The sequence below is a fragment of the Pseudomonas sp. HMSC067G02 genome (genome assembly GCF_001813485.1).
Classification (GTDB): domain Bacteria; phylum Pseudomonadota; class Gammaproteobacteria; order Pseudomonadales; family Pseudomonadaceae; genus Pseudomonas; species Pseudomonas aeruginosa.
On sequence record NZ_KV812642.1, the window covers coordinates 229,746 to 246,824 of the forward strand.

Consider the following 17,079-nt stretch of genomic DNA (forward strand, 5'->3'; position numbering starts at 1 on the left):
GTCTACTTATACAGTTGTTCGTGGCCGTCCGGCCGCCCTGACTTCGCGAGGACTTCAATGGACGAGAACAAGAAGCGCGCCCTGGCCGCGGCCCTGGGACAGATCGAACGCCAATTCGGCAAGGGCGCGGTCATGCGCATGGGCGACCATGAGCGCCAGGCGATCCCGGCCATCTCCACCGGCTCCCTGGGTCTGGACATCGCCCTCGGCATCGGCGGCCTGCCCAAGGGCCGGATCGTCGAGATCTACGGTCCGGAATCCTCGGGCAAGACCACCCTGACCCTCTCGGTGATCGCCGAGGCCCAGAAACAGGGCGCCACCTGTGCCTTCGTCGACGCCGAGCACGCGCTCGATCCCGACTATGCCGGCAAGCTGGGCGTCAACGTCGACGACCTGCTGGTCTCCCAGCCGGACACCGGCGAGCAGGCCCTGGAAATCACCGACATGCTGGTGCGCTCCAACGCGGTCGACGTGATCATCGTCGACTCCGTGGCCGCGCTGGTACCCAAGGCCGAGATCGAAGGCGAGATGGGCGACGCCCACGTCGGCCTGCAGGCACGCCTGATGTCCCAGGCGCTGCGCAAGATCACCGGCAACATCAAGAACGCCAACTGCCTGGTCATCTTCATCAACCAGATCCGCATGAAGATCGGCGTCATGTTCGGCAACCCGGAAACCACCACCGGCGGTAACGCACTGAAGTTCTACGCCTCGGTCCGCCTGGACATCCGTCGTACCGGCGCGGTGAAGGAAGGCGACGAGGTGGTGGGTAGCGAAACCCGCGTCAAGGTGGTGAAGAACAAGGTTTCCCCGCCGTTCCGCCAGGCCGAGTTCCAGATCCTCTACGGCAAGGGCATCTACCGTACCGGCGAGATCATCGACCTGGGCGTGCAATTGGGCCTGGTCGAGAAGTCCGGCGCCTGGTACAGCTACCAGGGCAGCAAGATCGGCCAGGGCAAGGCGAACGCCGCCAAGTACCTGGAAGACAATCCGGAAATCGGTTCGGTACTGGAGAAGACCATTCGCGACCAGTTGCTGGCCAAGAGCGGCCCGGTGAAGGCCGACGCCGAAGAAGTGGCTGACGCCGAAGCCGATTGAGGCCAATGGCGACCGTGCTCGATACGCCCGTCGCCGTGCGGCGGGCGGCCATGGATCTGCTGGCGCGCCGTGAGCACGGGCGCGCCGAGCTTTCCCGCAAGTTGCGCCAGCGTGGCGCGTCTGCCGAGTTGATCGACCCTGCCCTCGACCGCCTGGCCGAGGAAGGTCTGCTCGACGAATCCCGCTATCTCGAAAGCTTCATCGCCAGTCGCGCCCGTAGCGGCCATGGGCCGTTGCGCATCCGTGAGGAACTGGCGCAACGCGGTCTGCCGCGCGCCGATATCGAAAGGGCGCTGGGTGCCTGCGAGGTCGACTGGAGTGCGCAATTGCGCGAGGTCTGGCGCCGCAAGTTCGCCCGCCTGCCGCAGGACGCCAGGGAAAAGGCCCAGCAGGGCCGCTTCCTGGCGTACCGGGGTTACTCCATGGAGTCGATCAGCCGCCTGTTGAACGGTCGCAGCGACGATTGAGCGCGTGCCGGAGCGGCAGCTTCAGTCCCAGTTTTCCGGCAGGTTGATGTAGTCCAGCAATTCCCGCAGACGCCCCTGGTCGCGCCCGTTGAACACGAAGGCGAGGCGGGTCAGGTTGCGGAACTCCGGTTCGTCCTGTTCCTGCTCGCTGTAGGCCTGCTGCTGGAAGCCGCCGCTCAGGCAGAGGCTGGCGAAGTGTTCGTGCAGGTGCGCCAGCGCGGCTTCGTTCAGGGCGTGGTTCAGGCGAATAACGAACGTGCCTTTCAGCCAGCGGCTGGAGTGGAAGTTGCGGTAGAACTGGGCGATTTCCTTCACCGCGTCTTCGGCCGAATGCACCAGGCGCATCAGGCGCATGTCGGCCGGCAGGATATAGTGATTCTCCAGCAACTGTTCCTGCATGAACTCCAGGGCGTGTTCCCAGTAGCGGCCGCCCGGCTGGTCGAGCAGCACGATCGGCACCAGCGGGCTCTTGCCGGTCTGCACCAGGGTCAGCACTTCCAGCGCCTCGTCGAGGGTGCCGAAGCCGCCGGGGCAGAGCACCAGGGCGTCGGCTTCCTTGACGAAGAACAGCTTGCGCAGGAAGAAGAAGTGGAACGACAGCAGGTTGCCGCTGCCGTCCACCGTATGGTTGGCGTGCTGCTCGAAGGGCAGGGTGATGTTGAAGCCCAGGCTGTTCTCCAGCCCGGCGCCTTCGTGGGCGGCGGCCATGATGCCGCCGCCGGCGCCGGTGATCACCATCAGATCGTAGCGGGCCAGTTCCTCGCCCAGCTTGCGCGCCAGGGCATAGACCGGATGTTCGACCGGCGTGCGCGCCGAGCCGAACACGGTGACCTTGCGTCGCCGCTTGAACTGCTCGAGGACGCTGAAGGCATGCTCCATCTCGCGCAGGGTCTGCAGCATGATCTTGGCGTCCCAGCGGTTGCGGTCGGCCTGGGCCATGCGCGTCACGGTGAAGAGCATCTCGCGGTAGAGCGCGAGATTGGGGCTGTCGCCGGGAGCCGCAAGGGCCGCCAGTTCGTCGACCTTCCGCGCCAGGTCGGTGCCGCTGGTCTGGAAGTGCCGGGAAAGATAGTCATCGGCTTCGTAGGGCATTCGCATACTCCTTCTACAACCACCCTGGACAGGCGGTCATCCGCATACTGCCACGGACTGCGTGACAGTTGCGGACGGCGGCTCAGATCTCGATGCGTTCGCCGGGTTCCGGTATCTCGGCATCCCAGTCGAGACGCTCGCGGATCGCGCCCTGCAGCGCTTCCATCTTTTCCCGCTCGCCATGTATCAGGTATAGCGCTGGACGGTGGGCGAAGTGAGCGACCCAGTCGAGCAGCTGTGATTGCCCGGCGTGGGCGGAGAAGCCGCCGAGGGTATGGATTTGCGCCTTGACCGCGATGCGCTGGTGGAACACGCGAACCGCGCTGGCGCCGTCGACGATGTTGCGGCCCAGGGTGCCGCGCGCCTGGAAGCCGGGGAATACCACATGGCATTCCGGGCGCCAGAGGTTGTGCTTGAAGTGATGGACGATACGGCCGCCGGTGCACATGCCGCTGCCGGCGATGATGACCGCGCCGCTCTTGATCCGGTTGATCGCCATCGACTCGTCGGCGCTGCGGGTGACGCGCAGCACCGGCAGCCATTCCTCCAGGCGGGTGGTGCCGGTGCCGCGAATGTACTCGCGGTCGCGGTCGTCGAACTCGTTGCTGTGGCGCAGGTAGATGCCATTGGCACGGGCGGCCATCGGGCTGTCGAGGAATACCGCCTGTTGCGGCAGGCGGCCCTCCTGGTAGAAGCGGCCGAGGTAGTAGAGCAGGTCCTGGGTGCGACCGACGGCGAACGACGGGATCAGCACGTTGCCGCCGTCGCGATGCGCCTGGTCGAGAATCGCCGCCAGTTCCTCCAGGGTGTCGTTGCTGTCGCGGTGATCGCGATCGCCGTAGGTGGATTCGAGCATCACCACGTCGGCCCGGCTCAGCGGCGAGGGCGCGCGCATCAACGGCGAGCAGGTGTTGCCGAGGTCGCCGGAAAACACCAGGCGGCGCGGTTGCACCTGGTCGTGGAATTGCACTTCGACGATCGACGAGCCGAGGATGTGCCCGGCGTTGTGAAAGGTCACCCGCACGCCGCGAGCGACCGCCACTGTGCTGCCGAGGCTGATCGGCCGGCGCAGCTTGAGCGCGCGTTCGGTGTCGGCCTGGGTATACAGCGGCTTGATGCTCGGCTTGCCGATCCGGTTGCGCCAGCGGTTCTCCCACTCGGCGTCCTTTTCCTGGATGTGCGCGGAGTCCAGCAGCATGAGTTCCAGCAGTTCGCAGGTGGCCTCGGTGGCGAAGATCGGGCCCTTGAAGCCCTCGGCCGCCAGGCGCGGCAGCAGGCCGCTGTGGTCCAGGTGGGCGTGGGAGATGACCACCGCGTCGATGCTCGCGGGATCGAAGGGGAAGGGCGCGCGGTTGCCGTTGTCGGCTTCGCGACGCCCCTGGCGCATGCCGCATTCGAGCAGGACCTTTACGCCATCGAGGGTTTCCAGCAGATAACAGGAGCCAGTGACCTCCTGGGCGGCGCCTAGAAACGTCAGTGATGCCATCGAGCCTCCTCCGTCAGAGCTCTGTCGACACCCCGATACCTTTCGGGGATCGTGGAATGCCATGGAACCTTCGTACAGGGCCAGGGTGAACGAATCGGGGGCGGGGAGCTTGATGCAGGTCAGCGCCCTTTGCCGTGTGCTGCCTAGACTGCAAGGCACCACTAGGGAGGCTACCCACCATGAGTCAGATTCTGCCCAGTCAGGACGAGTTGCTTGCCCATGCGGCGGCCGAGCCGGCGTTTGCCGCGTGGCTGCAAGGCCATGGTCCGCTCCAGCATAGCGCAGAGACCCGCGCCGCCGTGTTCCGCACCGCTCATCAATTGGTCCAAGCCGGGCTGCAACCGGACCTGGCCAGCGTCTACCAGCTGTTCCGCGCCCTCGACCGGCTGACCGCCAGCGCCCTGCGCATCGTCGTGCACATGACCTACGCCCGGCGCATCCGCCTGGACGGCCAGCCGTTGCAGGCCGAGGATTTCAAGACACAGCCCGAGGGCCACACCGGCGGAGCCCTGAACATGGTCCCGGCCTACGCCGGCTATCTGGCACTCAACGTCCTGACCGGCAAGACTCGCGCCTGGCTGATGGGCCAGGGCCATTGCGTGGCCGCCATCGACGCGCTGAACGTCCTCACCGGCAACCTGCACCCGGAGCAGGAGCGCGCCTATGCCGACGGCGAGGAAGGGCTGAACCGCTTGCTGCAGGACTTCTACGGCTACGCCCAGGCCCCCAACGGCGCACCGGCGGCGCCACTGGGCAGCCACGTGAATCCGCATACCGCCGGCGGTATCGCCGAGGGCGGCTACCTCGGCTTCGCCGAATTGCAGTATGCGCACATGCCGCTGCCCGGCGAGACCCTGGTGGCGTTCCTCTCCGATGGTGCCGCCGAGGAACAGCGCGGCAGCGACTGGATTCCGCGCTGGTGGCGAGCCGAGGATTGCGGGGCGGCGCTGCCGGTGATGATCGCCAATGGCCGGCGCATCGAGCAGCGCACCGAACTGGGCACCCATGAGGGGCTGGAGGGCTTCAAGCTGCATCTGCGCCGCTGCGGCTTCGATCCGATCAGCTTCGATGGGCGCGACCCGGCCGCCTTCGTCTGTACGCTCTGGGAGATGGAACAGCGCCTGGAGCGGCGCGTGCAGGAGAAGAACAGCGGCATCCTCCGCTACCCGCTGCCGATTCCCTACGGCATCGCCGAGACGGTCAAGGGCTTCGGCTTCTATGGCGCCGGCAGCAACGCCGCGCACAACCTGCCGCTGCCGGGCAATCCGCATAACGACGAACAGGCCCGGCAACTGTTCAACCAGCATGCAAACGAACTCTGGGTCGAGCCTGAGGCTCTCGAATTGGCCCGCCGGCTGTTCGCCGAGCAGCGCGGCGAGCGTCCCCTCGAACGGGACAACCCGCTGGCCCTGCGCCATCCCATCGAACCGATCATCCCGCCGCTTCGCTATCGCGACGACGCCTGCTCGCCGATGGCCGCGCTGGACCGCTTCTATACCGAACTGGTGGAGGCCAACCCCGACCTGCGCGCCCGGGTCGGCAATCCCGACGAATTGGCCAGCAACCGCCTCGGCGGCGTGCTCAAGGCGCTCAAGCATCGGGTCAGCGAGCCGGAGAGCGAACTGGAATCGGTGAGCGGTCGGGTCATCACCGCGCTCAACGAGGAGGCGGTGGTGTCCGCCTGCCTGGCCAACCAGGGCGGACTCAACCTGGTTGCCAGCTACGAGGCGTTCTGCGTGAAGATGCTCGGCGCGGTGCGCCAGACCCTGATCTTCGCCCGCCAGCAGAAGGAAGTCGGGCGTCCGGCCGGCTGGCTGGGCTGGCCGCTGGTCGCTACTTCGCATACCTGGGAGAACGGCAAGAACCAGCAGTCGCACCAGGACACCACCTTCTGCGAGGCCCTGCTTGGCGAGATGAGCGACATGGTCCGGGTGCTCTTCCCGGCCGATCACAACAGCGCCCTGGCGCTGCTACCGACGATCTACCGCAGCCGGGGGCAACTGGCCTGCCTGGTGATCCCCAAGCGCGACCGGCCGATGGTGTTCGACGCCGTCCAGGCCGAGCGCCTGGCCCGCGACGGCGCGATCCTGGTCGAGGAGCGCTGCGGCTCCGATCCGCTGCTGCTGATCGCCAACGGCAGCTACCAGCTCGAACAGATGCGCCGCGCCGCGCAGCGTCTGGCCGAGGCCGGGCAGGCCTACCGGCTGGTCTACCTGCAGGAGCCGGGACGCTTCCGCGCGCCTCGCGATCGCTGGGAGGTCGAGGCGGTGGCCGACGAGGCGTTGGTGGAACGACTGTTCCCGGATAGCCATGAGCGCCGCGTGCTACTCACCCATATGCGCGCGGAAGTGGCGCGCGGTCATCTTTGGCCGATCCTGCCGGATGCCCGGCGCACCTCGGTACTCGGCTATCGCAACCGCGGCGGCACCCTCGACGAGGCGGGCATGCAGTTCGCCAACCGCGCCTGCTGGGGCAACGTGCTGGCGGCTTGCGCCCGCTTGATGGAGGTGCCGCGCACCGCGCTGCTGACTCCGGAGGAGGCGGCGGCGGTGGCCGGCAAGGGCGATCCGGCGTTGTTGCGCTGAGTTCGGCTGCGTATCGGCGGATAACGTCTGTGGCGTTATTCGCCCTGCCGAACGGGGGCGGGTGTCTGGCGAAGGCAGGGTGTGGGCAGGGTATCGGCGGATAGCGTCGGCGACGTCATTCGCCTACGGAGCGGGGGGGACGAAGCGGCTTGAGCAGCCCGTCCAGCCCGTCGATCTTCAGTTCCAGGGTCAACTGCATCAGCCGCCCGAGTTCACCAGGCGGGAAGCCTTTCTTGTAGAACCACAGCAGGTACTCCTCCGGCAGGTCGACCAGCATCCGTCCCTGGTACTTGCCGAACGGCATCGGCGTTCTGGCGATCTTCAGCAGATGCTGCTTGTCCAGCATGGCGACCGCGCGGCGCGCTTACTTCTTGCCCTGGATGCGGCAGCTGCCGGCATCGAAGCGTTCGGTGGCGACCGGCTGGTTGGTCTTGTACTCGGTGAAGCTGTAGGTGAGGATCGCGCCGCGGGCGAGCAACTGGCGATAGCCGGTGTTGCTGCACACGCTATCGCCGAGCTGGCTGCGCACGCTGTCCGGGTTGGAGCGCATGCGCTCGGCGTGGCTGGCGCGTACGCTGAGGTGATTGATCAACTGGTTGCCTTCGACGGTGTAGCCCTGGTCGAGGATGTCTTCGTTGATGGCGCGGGGAGTGCCTACGCTGCTTTCCTTGGCCACTTTCTCCAGCATCTTGCTCAGTTCGAAATCCTTGAGCGAGGCGGCATGGGCGGCGGTGGGCAGGACGAAACAAAGGGCAAGGGCCATGAAGCGCGACATCGAAGATCTCCTGGGGCAATAAGCGGATTCGACCGATGGAGGGGGCGAATTGTTTCCGTCGGCCCATTCCCGGGACGGACGGTGGCGAATGGGCGCCATGTTACCGCGTTCGGGGCGGGGCACGGAAACGCAAAAGGGCGACCGAGGGTCGCCCTTTCGTCGATAGCGGTGCGGATCAGCGCAGCTTGATCTCGGTCCAGAGCTTGTTCAGGGCGCGCCGCTGGCGCGAGTTCAGGTCCTTCAGCGGCTCCAGCCTGGCCTGGGTGGTGGCGTCCGGGAACAGGGCGGCGAGCGTCTTGATTTCCGGCTTGATGAAGGGCAGGGCGGCGGCGTTGGGCGTGCCGGTACCGATCTGGTTGGTCAGCTCGGAAGCGTTCCGACCGTCGAGCATGAAGTCGATGAAGCGGTAGGCCAGGTCAGGGTTCTTCGAGCCCTTGTGGATCACCATGTTGTCGATGGCCAGCACCGCACCTTGGCGGGGCAGGGCGAAGTCGACCTTGAAGGCGCGGCCGGCAGCCTCCGCGTCGGCCCTGGCCTGGTACATGTCGCTGGAGTAGCCATGGGCGACCCAGATGTTGCCCAGGGTCAGCTCCTTGATATAGCTCGACGAGTTGAACGCGGCCCAGTACGGCTTGGCCGCGAGGATCAGCGCCTGGGCTTCCTTCCAGTGCTGCGGGTCGGTGTCGTTGGCGGAGTGACCGAGGTACTTCAGGGCGGCGCCGAACAGTTCCTGCGGGTCGTCCATCACCGTGACCCTGCCCTTGATCTTCTCCAGGACCGCCGGGTCGAAGATTACCGACCAGTCGGCGGGGTCGATGCCCAGTTTGTCCAGCTCGGTCTTGTTGTAGCCGACCAGGGTGGTGGTGAAGGCGTAGGGCAGGGAATAGCGGTTGCCCTTGTCGAAATCCTTGTCGAGGTAGCCCGCGGCCTCGTTGCTCAGGTTCGCCAGGCGACTCTTGTCCAGCTCCAGCAGGTCGCCCTTGCGGATCAGCGCCTCGACCGCGTTCTGGGTCGGGATGATCACGTCGTAGCCGCTGGCCCCGGCGGCCAGCTTGGCCATCATTTCCTCGGTGCCGGAATAGAACTCCTGCACCAGCTCGCAGCCACATTGCTGCTCGAAGCGTTTCAGCGTGTCCTCGGCGATGTAGTCGTTCCAGTTGAACAGATACAGCTTCTCGGCGGCGGTGGCCTGGGCGGCTCCTGCCATGAGGGTTGCGACGAGCAACAGCTTTTTCATCATGGTTCCTTGTTACGGGGTGGCAGGGCTCCGGAAACCGGAGCAGGGCAAGGCCGCGGGCCTCTCCGGGAGGCCCGCGGGTTTCGGCGGATCAATGGCCCTTGATGGCGCTGGGGGAGAGTTTCGAGGCGATCACGATCAGCACCAGGGTGAGCAGCATCAGCAGGGTGGAGACGGCGTTCACTTCGGGCGTCACGGCGATCTTGATCATGGTGTAGATCTGCGTCGGCAGGGTGGCGAAGCCGCCGCCGGCGGTGAAGAAGGTGATCACGAAGTCGTCGATGGACAGGGTGAAGGCCATCAGCGCGCCGGCGACGATGCCCGGCATGATCAGCGGCAGGGTCACCAGGCGGAAGCTCTGCCAGGGCGTGGCTCCGAGGTCGCGGGCCGCCTCGGTGAGGCTTTCGTCCATGCCCGACATGCGCGCCTGCACCACCAGGGCGACGAAGCCGACCGAGAAGGTGATGTGCGCGAGGGTCACCGAGAGCATGCCCAGGCTCATGTTCAGGCCGATGAAGAAGATCACCAGCGAGACCCCCATCAGGAGTTCCGGAATGGCGATCGGGGTCAGCACCAGCAGGGGCAGCACGCGCAGCTTGAAGCGATGCAGGGCGACCCCGGCGAGGGTACCGAGCAGGGTCGCCACGCTGGCCGAAACCAGCGCGATGACCAGCGAGTTGGCGGCGGCCTGGAGCATGTCGCGGTTGCCGAACAGCTTGCGGTACCAGTCCAGGGTGAAGCCGACCCACTCGGCGTTCAGTCGCGAGTCGTTGAAGGAGTACAGCACCACGATCACCAGCGGTACGTAGAGGAACAGGTACACCAGCGCGGTGGCGCTCCAGAGCAGGTAGGGCCTACGCATGGGCGCCTCCCTTGCGGGCGCGCGCGGCGCCCATGCCGAGGGCGACCAGCAGCAGGATGCAGCCGGTCAGGGCGATCGACAGCGCGCTGCCGAACGGCCAGTCGCGGGAGTCGAGGAACTGGCTCTTGATCAGGTTGCCGATCATGATGCCGTCGGTACCGCCGACCAGGTCGGGGATGGCGAACATTCCCAGCACCGGGATGAATACCAGTGCCGCGCCGGCGGCCACGCCCGGCAGCGAGAGCGGGAAGGTCACCCGCCAGAAGCGTTGCCAACGACCGGCGCCGAGGTCCTGGGCGGCGTCGAGCAGGGCCGGGTCGTGTTTCTCCAGGTTGGCGTAGAGCGGCAGGATCATGAACGGCAGGTGCACGTAGACCATGCACAGGATCACCGCGAACGGGGTGAACATCAGGCTGATCGGCTGCGCGCCGAACAGGTCCAGCGCGGCGTTGATCCCGCGGGTCAGGGCACCGGACGGCGAGAGGATGATCATCCAGGCGTAGACGCGTACCAGCAGGTTGCTCCAGAACGGCAGGATCACCAGCAGGATCAGCAGGTTGCGCCACTTCGCCGGGGCCCGGGCGAGGGTGGTCGCCACCGGGTAGGCGAGCAGCAGGCAGGCCAGGGTGGTGACCAGGGCGTAGCCGAAGGATTTGACGAACAGTTGCAGGTACACCCAGCTCTCGGTGAGCCGGGTGTAGTTCTCCACGCTGAGGTCGTAGACGGTCTGCCCGTCCTCGCTGTACATCCAGGGCGCCAGGCCGCCGTAGTCGCCGGGAAAGCGGAACGAGGCGAACAGCATGATCAGCGCCGGAACCAGGAAGAAGAACAGCAGATACGCTTGCGGCGGCCAGACCAGCAGCCACTTGCCGAGGTTCTTTCTCATCGTCTCAGGCCCTGACCAGGTGGCCGGCATCGAAGCGCCAGGCGGCTTCCACCGCGTCGCCCACCTCGAAGAACTTGGCCCGGCCGGGCGTGGCGTTGGGCAGCAGGGTTTCCAGGCGCTCGCCGTTCTCCAGCTCGACGATGTACAGGGTCACGTCGCCCAGGTAGAGCAGTTCGGCGACGCGGCCGCGGAAGTGCACCTCGTCGCTGTCGGCGGTGACGCTCTGCGCCAGGCGGATCTTCTCCGGCCGCAGGGTCAGCACGCAGGCCTCGCCGGGCTGGGCGTCGAAGGATTTCAGCGCCTGGACCTCGCCCAGGCCCCGGAGATCGATGCGCACGCGTTCGCCGTCGACCGCCTCGACTGTGGCGTCGAGCAGGTTGCACTGGCCGATGAAGTCGGCGACGAAACGACTGCGCGGGAAGCTGTAGATGGTTTCCGGGGCGTCCAGCTGCTCCACCCGGCCCTGGTTCATCACCGCGATGCGGTGCGACAGCGCCAGGGCTTCGCCCTGATCGTGGGTGACATAGACGAAGGTGATGCCGACGTCCTTCTGCAGGTTGATCAGTTCGATCTGCATTTCTTCGCGCAGCTTGGCGTCCAGCGCCGACAGCGGTTCGTCGAGCAGCAGCAGGCGCGGCCGGTTGACCAGCGCGCGGGCGATCGCCACGCGCTGGCGCTGGCCGCCGGAAAGCTGTGTCGGCATGCGCCCGCCCTTGTCCGCCAGGCGCACGTCCTTCAGGGCCTGTTCGACGCGGGCGTCGATCTCGCTCTTCGCCACTCCGGCCATCTTCAGCGGGAAGGCGATGTTCTGCGCCACGCTCATGTGCGGGAACAGCGCGTAGCTCTGGAACACCGTATGCACCGGGCGCTTCTCCGGCTCGACGCCGGCGAGGTCCTGGCCGTTGAGGCGGATCTCGCCGCTGTCCGGCTGGTCGAAGCCGGCGAGCATGCGCAGGAGGGTGGTCTTGCCGCACCCGGAAGGGCCGAGGAGGGTGAAGAATTCGCCGGTGTTGATCGTCAGGCTGACATTGTCGACGGCGGTGAAGTCGCCGAAGCGGCGGGTCACGTTGCGGATCTCGAGCAAGGGGGGCGTCACTCGTCTGGAGAGGCAGTAAGGTCAGCGGGCGGAGCCGGCTGCCCGGTGTCGAAAAAGGGGGCGGATTATAGGGATCGCATCCCGCTCTAACTAGACGTCTGAGGCCCCTGTGAAGAATTTTTTTTCGCGGCCTCGGAAGTTGTCCGACAAAGCAGGAGCCACGCGGGCTCTGATAGAATTTCGCGGTCGCTTTCCAGCCCGTTTCCTCGAGTCTTCGATGTTCCTTCGCCCGTCCTTTCCGTATCGGGAGCCTGCCCGATGAGCCATGCCGTTTCCCGCTTGCGCCAGGAGCGCCTGGCGCGCAGCCTGAAACCCTTCGTCGCGCGCGGTTCGCGCATGCCGCGCTGCGAAGGCTGTCGGCTGCTGCCGAGCTATTGCATGTGCGCCTGGCGGCCGCGGGTCGAGGCGCGCGCAGGCATGTGCCTGGTCATGCACGACATCGAGGCGCTGAAACCGACCAACACCGGCTGGCTGATCGCCGATACCGTGGCCGACACCTTCGCCTTCGGCTGGTCGCGCACCGAGGTCGACCCGCGCTTGCTGGAGTTGCTGGCCGACCCGCAGTGGCAGCCATACCTGGTGTTCCCCGGCGAATACGTGGCGGCGGAGCGGGTGGTGAACGAGGTCGCCCCGCTGGCGGAAGGCAAGCGACCGCTGTTCATCCTGCTCGACGCGACCTGGACCGAGGCGCGCAAGATGTTCCGCAAGAGTCCTTACCTGGAGCCGTTCCCGGTGCTCAGCCTGCTGCCCGAGCAGCTCTCGCGCTATCGCCTGCGTCGCTCGACCCGTGGCGAGCACCTGTGCACCGCCGAAGTGGCGGCGCTGTGCCTGGAGCTTGCTGGCGACGAGGCTGCGGGCGAGGCGCTCGGCGCCTACCTGGAGGTGTTCAGCGAGCGCTACCTGGGCGCCAAGCGGCACATTCCGCTGGACGAGGCCAGCCCGGCGCACCGTGCCCTGGCGCCGTTCCGTGGCTGAGCGTCAGGCCGGGCGCGCTTCGGCGGCGAGCTTGCGCGGCCACAACTGCGCCACCAGCATGCCCGCCAGCATCAGCGCGCAACCGAAATAGCCGCGCAGGTGCAGGGTCTCGGCGAGGAACAGGGCGCCGGCGATGGCGGCGAACACCGCTTCCAGGGACAGAATGATCGCCGCATGGGAAGCGATGGCGTGCTTCTGCGCCACCACCTGCAGGGTGAAGCCGGTGCCGACGCCGAGCAGGCCGCCGTATAGCAGGGCGGGACCGGCCTGGACGATGGCGTCCCAGTGGATTTCCTCGAAGACCAGTGCCAGCAGCAGGCTGACCGCCGCGCAGGTGGCGAACTGCAGGAAGGCCAGGCGGATCGGGTCGTAGCGGCTGGCGAACAGGCCTACCAGCAGGACGTGCGCGCCCCAGACCACCGCGCCGGCCAGTTGCAGCCAGTCGCCGGAGGCGACCTGGAAGCCTGGGCCGATGCTCAGCAGGGCCATGCCGAGCACCGCCAGCGACGCCCCCAGCCAGGTGCCCGCGCCGGTGCGCTGGCCGAACAGCAGGCCGAGCAACGGCACGACGATCACGTAGAGCCCGGTGATGAAGCCGGAGTTGGTCACGCTGGTGAACAGCAGGCCGACCTGCTGCAGGTTGATCCCGGTGGTCAGGGCGACGCCGAGGATCACACCGGCGAGCAACTGTCCGCGATTGAAGGGTTGCGCGCCGTCGCGTCGCGAGCGCAGCATCAGCAGTGGCACCAGCACCAGGGCACCGAGGACGAAGCGCAGGCCGGTATAGAGGAACGGCCCGATGGCGTCCATCCCCAGGCGCTGGGCGACGAACGACACCCCCCAGATCATGGCGGTGATCAGCATCAGGACATCGGCACGCAGGGCTTGGCTTCGCATGGCTCGCTCGACGGGGCGGGGAGGGTCCGCCACTCTGCCAGCAAGCCGGGGTGTTTGAAAAGACGAACGCGGTGTACGAGGTATCCCTCATTCGGCTTGACCGGTCCGCCCTCGGTCGGCATCCTGAGCGCCGCCTCGGCTGGGCCGAACAAACTAGGACATGTCATGGCTTCTTACGAGATCCTGATCGCCGACGATCACCCCCTGTTTCGCAGCGCTTTGCACCAGGCCCTCACCCTCGGGTTGGGTCCCGACGTGCGCCTGGTGGAAGCCGCCAGCATCGCCGAACTGGAAGCGCGGCTGAACGAGAAGGCCGATTGGGATCTGGTCCTGCTGGACCTCAACATGCCGGGGGCCTATGGCTTCTCCGGCCTGGTGCTGTTGCGCGGGCAATACCCGCAGGTGCCGGTGGTGATGATCTCGGCACAGGAGGAGGCCGCGGTGGTGCAGCGCTCCCGCGAGTTCGGCGCCAGTGGCTTCATACCCAAGTCCAGTCCGCTGGAAACCCTGCAGCAGGCGGTGCGCGCGGTGCTCGACGGGGACACCTGGTGGCCGCCGCAGGATGCCGCCGCCGAAGCCCTCAGCGAGGAGGCCAAGGCCGCCAGCGCCGGGCTCGCCAGCCTCACCCCGCAACAGTTCAGGGTACTCACCATGGTCTGCGAAGGGTTGCTGAACAAGCAGATCGCCTACGACCTGAACGTTTCCGAGGCGACGGTGAAGGCCCACGTCACGGCGATCTTCCGCAAGCTCAACGTGCGCACCCGGACCCAGGCCGCGCTGCTGCTGCAACAAATGGAGACGGTTCCCGCTTCTCATTGAGAGACGGCTTAACGCTTTTTTGACCAGCCGGCGGCTAGACTGCCGGCCTTCCGAATCGATGAGAACCCGACGTGTCGCCTTCCCCCTTCAAAGGCCAGACCGGCCTCAAGCGTATCCTCAACGCCACCGGCTATTCCCTCGCAGGTTTCCTCGCCGCCTTCCGCGGTGAAGCCGCCTTCCGCCAACTGGTGCTGCTCAACGTGGTGCTGATCCCGGTGGCCTTCCTCCTCGACGTCAGTCGCGGCGAACGCGCGCTGATGATCGCGGCGTGCCTGCTGGCGCTGATCGTCGAACTGCTCAACTCGGCGATCGAGGCCACCGTCGACCGCGTCTCGCTGGAACGCCACCCTCTGTCGAAGAATGCCAAGGACATGGGCAGCGCCGCGCAGTTCGTGGCCCTCACCGTGATCACCGTGACCTGGGCGACCATCCTGCTGGGCTGATCTACGCGGACATGAAAAAGCCGGAGGCAGCGATGCCTCCGGCTTTTTCTTGCGTGCGAGGGCGGCGGCTCAGGCCGCCGCGTCGAAGCTGTCGGCCCGCGCCATGTTCCACATGCGCTCGTAGAACTCGCCCTCGATCTTGCCGGAAAGCAGTTCGCCCGGCTTGAGGAAGTAGTGCAGCTGCGAGAACAGGCGGATCTCGGTGTCGGTGATGCGTCGCACCAGGTGCTTGGCTTCGAGCTGCGAGGGATGTTCCAGGCCCGCCGCGGCGAGCATCTCGGCCAGGCCCTTGAGGGTGTTGCGATGGAAGTTGTGCACCCGCTCGGCCTTGTCCGGCACCACCAGCGCGCGCTGGCGCAGCGGGTCCTGGGTGGCGACGCCGGTCGGGCACTTGTTGGTATGGCAGCTCTGCGACTGGATGCAGCCGATGGCGAACATGAAGCCGCGCGCCGAGTTGGCCCAATCCGCGCCGGTGGCCAGGACGCTGGCGATATCGAAGGCGCTGACGATCTTGCCGCTGGCGCCGACCTTGATCTTGTCGCGCAGGTTGAGGCCGACCAGGGTGTTGTGGACGAACAGCAGGCCTTCGCGCAGCGGCACGCCGATATGGTCGGTGAACTCCAGCGGCGCCGCGCCGGTGCCGCCTTCCTTACCGTCGACGACGATGAAGTCGGGGAGGATGCCGGTCTCCAGCATGGCCTTGGCGATGCCCATGAACTCCCATGGATGGCCCAGGCAGAACTTGAAGCCGACCGGCTTGCCGCCGGACAGTTCGCGCAGCTGGGCGATGAACTGCATCAGCTCGATCGGCGTGGAGAAGGCGCTGTGGCGCGACGGCGAAACGCAATCCTCACCCATCGGCACGCCACGGGTGGCGGCGATCTCGGGGGTGACCTTGTGCTTGGGCAGGATACCGCCGTGTCCCGGCTTGGCGCCCTGGCTGAGCTTGATCTCGATCATCTTCACCTGCGGGTCGAGGGCCTGGGCGGCGAAGCGCTCGGGGTCGAACTTGCCATCGCGGGTGCGGCACCCGAAGTAGCCGCTGCCCAGTTCCCAGACCAGGTCGCCGCCGTTCTCGCGGTGATAGGGGCTGATGCTGCCCTCGCCGGTGTCGTGGTAGAAGTTGCCCATCTGCGCGCCACGGTTCAGCGAGCGAATGGCGTTGGCGCTGAGGGCGCCGAAACTCATCGCCGAGACGTTGAACAGCGAAGCGGAGTACGGCTTGCTGCATTGTGGCCCGCCGATGTCGACGCGGAACTCGCAGGGATCGCTGAGCGGCGCCGGACGCATCGAGTGGCTGATGAATTCGTAGCCTGCGGTGTACACGTCGATCAGGGTGCCGAAGGGCTTCTCCGAGCTTTCGTTCTTCGCCCGCGAGTAGACCAGCGAGCGCTGGGCGCGGGAGAAGGGCAGGGCGTCGCCGTCGGCTTCCAGCAGGTACTGGCGGATCTCCGGGCGGATGCCTTCCACCAGATAGCGGATGTTGCCCAGGATCGGATAGTTGCGGCGCACCGCGTGGGGCGTCTGGATCAGGTCGAACAGGCCGAGCAGGCTCAGGGCCACGCCCAGCAGGGTGAACGGCCAGAGCCATTCGGTGCTGCCGAGGAACGGCAGGCTGAGCAAGGTGAACAGGGCGATACAGGCGAAAAACGCATAGCGACTGAGTAGCGACAGATTCATCATGTCTCCAATCTTCAGGCTTCGGTTCAAAATGGTAGTCACCTTCTTCGAGGCGTCTACGACGGGTTCCCCCCGCGCTAACCAAGCGCTGATTATGGGAAACAAACGGGGATAGAAAGCAAGCTAATAATTGTGTCTGGATGGTCGAGCGGCCGAATGGTCGCCGGGAACTCTTTCCGGAGTTGCGAATTATTCTTATCGGAGTAATATGTAACTATATAACATTATGTAGGAGGCATCCCCATGAAACCCGGCATCCATCCCGAATACCGTCCCGTCCTGTTCCATGACACCTCGGCCGACGTGTACTTCCTGATCGGCTCCACCGCGGAGACCGACAAGACCCATACCCATACCGACGGCAAGACCTATCCCTACGTGACGCTGGACGTTTCCAGCGCCTCGCACCCGGTCTACACCGGCGAACAGCGCAAGACCAAGAGCGAAGGCCGCGTGGCCGGGTTCAACAAGCGTTTCGCCGGCTTCGTCGGCGGCAAGGGGGCCTGATGAAAGTCCTCGCCTCGCTGAAACAGGCCAAGCTGCGCCATCGCGATTGCCAGGTGGTGAAGCGCCGTGGCCGGCTCTACGTGATCTGCAAGTCGAATCCGCGCTTCAAGTGCGTGCAGGGCCGGCCGAAGCCGAAGATCAAGCGCCGCTGAGCGGCGACGGGACGGTCGCCCG

Annotated in this window: 18 protein-coding genes; 8 read left to right on the forward strand and 10 right to left on the reverse strand. The window is 66.2% G+C overall.

All coding sequences use genetic code 11. The features are described 5' to 3' along the window. Positions 1 to 57 precede the first annotated feature (57 nt). Both recA and recX read left to right on the forward strand, forming a co-directional pair. Positions 58 to 1,098, forward strand: a complete 1,041-nt coding sequence (recA, locus tag HMPREF2914_RS08975; protein WP_003092260.1) for a recombinase RecA — start codon at positions 58 to 60, stop codon at positions 1,096 to 1,098. Between the two features lie 5 nt (positions 1,099 to 1,103). Beyond that, positions 1,104 to 1,565: a recombination regulator RecX gene (gene recX / locus HMPREF2914_RS08980; RefSeq protein WP_003119355.1), complete on the forward strand. Its 462-nt coding sequence runs from the start codon at positions 1,104 to 1,106 to the stop codon at positions 1,563 to 1,565. 21 nt (positions 1,566 to 1,586) lie between these two features. Here the strand turns inward: recX and HMPREF2914_RS08985 are convergent, their stop codons facing one another. Together HMPREF2914_RS08985 and HMPREF2914_RS08990 are read right to left on the reverse strand one after the other, a co-directional pair. Next, entirely contained in the window at positions 1,587 to 2,657 is a 1,071-nt protein-coding gene (locus HMPREF2914_RS08985) for an LOG family protein (RefSeq protein WP_003092255.1), read from the reverse strand. A gap of 82 nt (positions 2,658 to 2,739) precedes the next feature. Then, a complete protein-coding gene (locus tag HMPREF2914_RS08990; RefSeq protein ID WP_003129952.1) occupies positions 2,740 to 4,143 on the reverse strand; it encodes an MBL fold metallo-hydrolase RNA specificity domain-containing protein in 1,404 nt (467 codons plus the stop codon). A 179-nt stretch (positions 4,144 to 4,322) separates the two neighbouring features. Here HMPREF2914_RS08990 and HMPREF2914_RS08995 point away from each other — a divergent pair, with 179 nt between their 5' ends. Beyond that, a complete protein-coding gene (locus tag HMPREF2914_RS08995; RefSeq protein WP_003113876.1) occupies positions 4,323 to 6,728 on the forward strand; it encodes a phosphoketolase family protein in 2,406 nt (801 codons plus the stop codon). 115 nt (positions 6,729 to 6,843) lie between these two features. Here the strand turns inward: HMPREF2914_RS08995 and HMPREF2914_RS09000 are convergent, their stop codons facing one another. From HMPREF2914_RS09000 to HMPREF2914_RS09025, 6 genes are all read right to left on the reverse strand, one after another. After that, positions 6,844 to 7,074, reverse strand: a complete 231-nt coding sequence (locus tag HMPREF2914_RS09000) for a DUF3820 family protein (RefSeq protein WP_023092576.1) — start codon at positions 7,072 to 7,074, stop codon at positions 6,844 to 6,846. Positions 7,075 to 7,092: 18 nt separating this feature from the next. Further along, on the reverse strand, positions 7,093 to 7,503 hold the full coding sequence (locus HMPREF2914_RS09005) for a quorum-sensing-regulated virulence factor family protein (protein WP_003092248.1): 411 nt from the start codon (positions 7,501 to 7,503) through the stop codon (positions 7,093 to 7,095). A 175-nt stretch (positions 7,504 to 7,678) separates the two neighbouring features. Next, a complete protein-coding gene (locus HMPREF2914_RS09010) occupies positions 7,679 to 8,743 on the reverse strand; it encodes a polyamine ABC transporter substrate-binding protein (protein WP_003113877.1) in 1,065 nt (354 codons plus the stop codon). Positions 8,744 to 8,831: 88 nt separating this feature from the next. After that, positions 8,832 to 9,602: an ABC transporter permease gene (locus tag HMPREF2914_RS09015; protein ID WP_003092244.1), complete on the reverse strand. Its 771-nt coding sequence runs from the start codon at positions 9,600 to 9,602 to the stop codon at positions 8,832 to 8,834. Beyond that, positions 9,595 to 10,488 carry an ABC transporter permease gene (locus HMPREF2914_RS09020; protein WP_003092241.1) on the reverse strand — a complete coding sequence of 298 codons (894 nt, stop codon included), beginning with the start codon at positions 10,486 to 10,488 and terminating at the stop codon, positions 9,595 to 9,597. Before HMPREF2914_RS09020 ends, HMPREF2914_RS09015 begins: the two co-directional genes overlap by 8 nt. 4 nt (positions 10,489 to 10,492) lie before the next feature. Continuing rightward, entirely contained in the window at positions 10,493 to 11,584 is a 1,092-nt protein-coding gene (locus HMPREF2914_RS09025) for an ABC transporter ATP-binding protein (RefSeq protein ID WP_003119359.1), read from the reverse strand. Positions 11,585 to 11,842: 258 nt separating this feature from the next. Between HMPREF2914_RS09025 and HMPREF2914_RS09030 the strand changes: the two genes are divergently transcribed. Then, entirely contained in the window at positions 11,843 to 12,559 is a 717-nt protein-coding gene (locus HMPREF2914_RS09030) for a tRNA-uridine aminocarboxypropyltransferase (protein WP_003109705.1), read from the forward strand. A gap of 3 nt (positions 12,560 to 12,562) precedes the next feature. On the opposite strand, the gene HMPREF2914_RS09035 is transcribed toward HMPREF2914_RS09030, so the two are convergent. Then, positions 12,563 to 13,489 carry a DMT family transporter gene (locus tag HMPREF2914_RS09035; protein ID WP_003119360.1) on the reverse strand — a complete coding sequence of 309 codons (927 nt, stop codon included), beginning with the start codon at positions 13,487 to 13,489 and terminating at the stop codon, positions 12,563 to 12,565. Between the two features lie 132 nt (positions 13,490 to 13,621). Here HMPREF2914_RS09035 and erdR point away from each other — a divergent pair, with 132 nt between their 5' ends. Together erdR and HMPREF2914_RS09045 are read left to right on the forward strand one after the other, a co-directional pair. Beyond that, positions 13,622 to 14,275, forward strand: coding sequence for a response regulator transcription factor ErdR (gene erdR, locus HMPREF2914_RS09040; protein WP_003092229.1), 654 nt, complete (start codon positions 13,622 to 13,624; stop codon positions 14,273 to 14,275). Between the two features lie 71 nt (positions 14,276 to 14,346). After that, a complete protein-coding gene (locus HMPREF2914_RS09045) occupies positions 14,347 to 14,718 on the forward strand; it encodes a diacylglycerol kinase (RefSeq protein WP_023092577.1) in 372 nt (123 codons plus the stop codon). 69 nt (positions 14,719 to 14,787) lie between these two features. On the opposite strand, the gene HMPREF2914_RS09050 is transcribed toward HMPREF2914_RS09045, so the two are convergent. Continuing rightward, on the reverse strand, positions 14,788 to 16,398 hold the full coding sequence (locus tag HMPREF2914_RS09050) for an FMN-binding glutamate synthase family protein (protein WP_023092578.1): 1,611 nt from the start codon (positions 16,396 to 16,398) through the stop codon (positions 14,788 to 14,790). A 243-nt stretch (positions 16,399 to 16,641) separates the two neighbouring features. Here HMPREF2914_RS09050 and HMPREF2914_RS09055 point away from each other — a divergent pair, with 243 nt between their 5' ends. Then, entirely contained in the window at positions 16,642 to 16,905 is a 264-nt protein-coding gene (locus tag HMPREF2914_RS09055; RefSeq protein WP_003092213.1) for a type B 50S ribosomal protein L31, read from the forward strand. Further along, entirely contained in the window at positions 16,905 to 17,057 is a 153-nt protein-coding gene (gene ykgO, locus HMPREF2914_RS09060) for a type B 50S ribosomal protein L36 (RefSeq protein ID WP_003092209.1), read from the forward strand. The genes HMPREF2914_RS09055 and ykgO overlap by 1 nt, the downstream gene beginning before the upstream one ends. Positions 17,058 to 17,079: the final 22 nt, after the last annotated feature.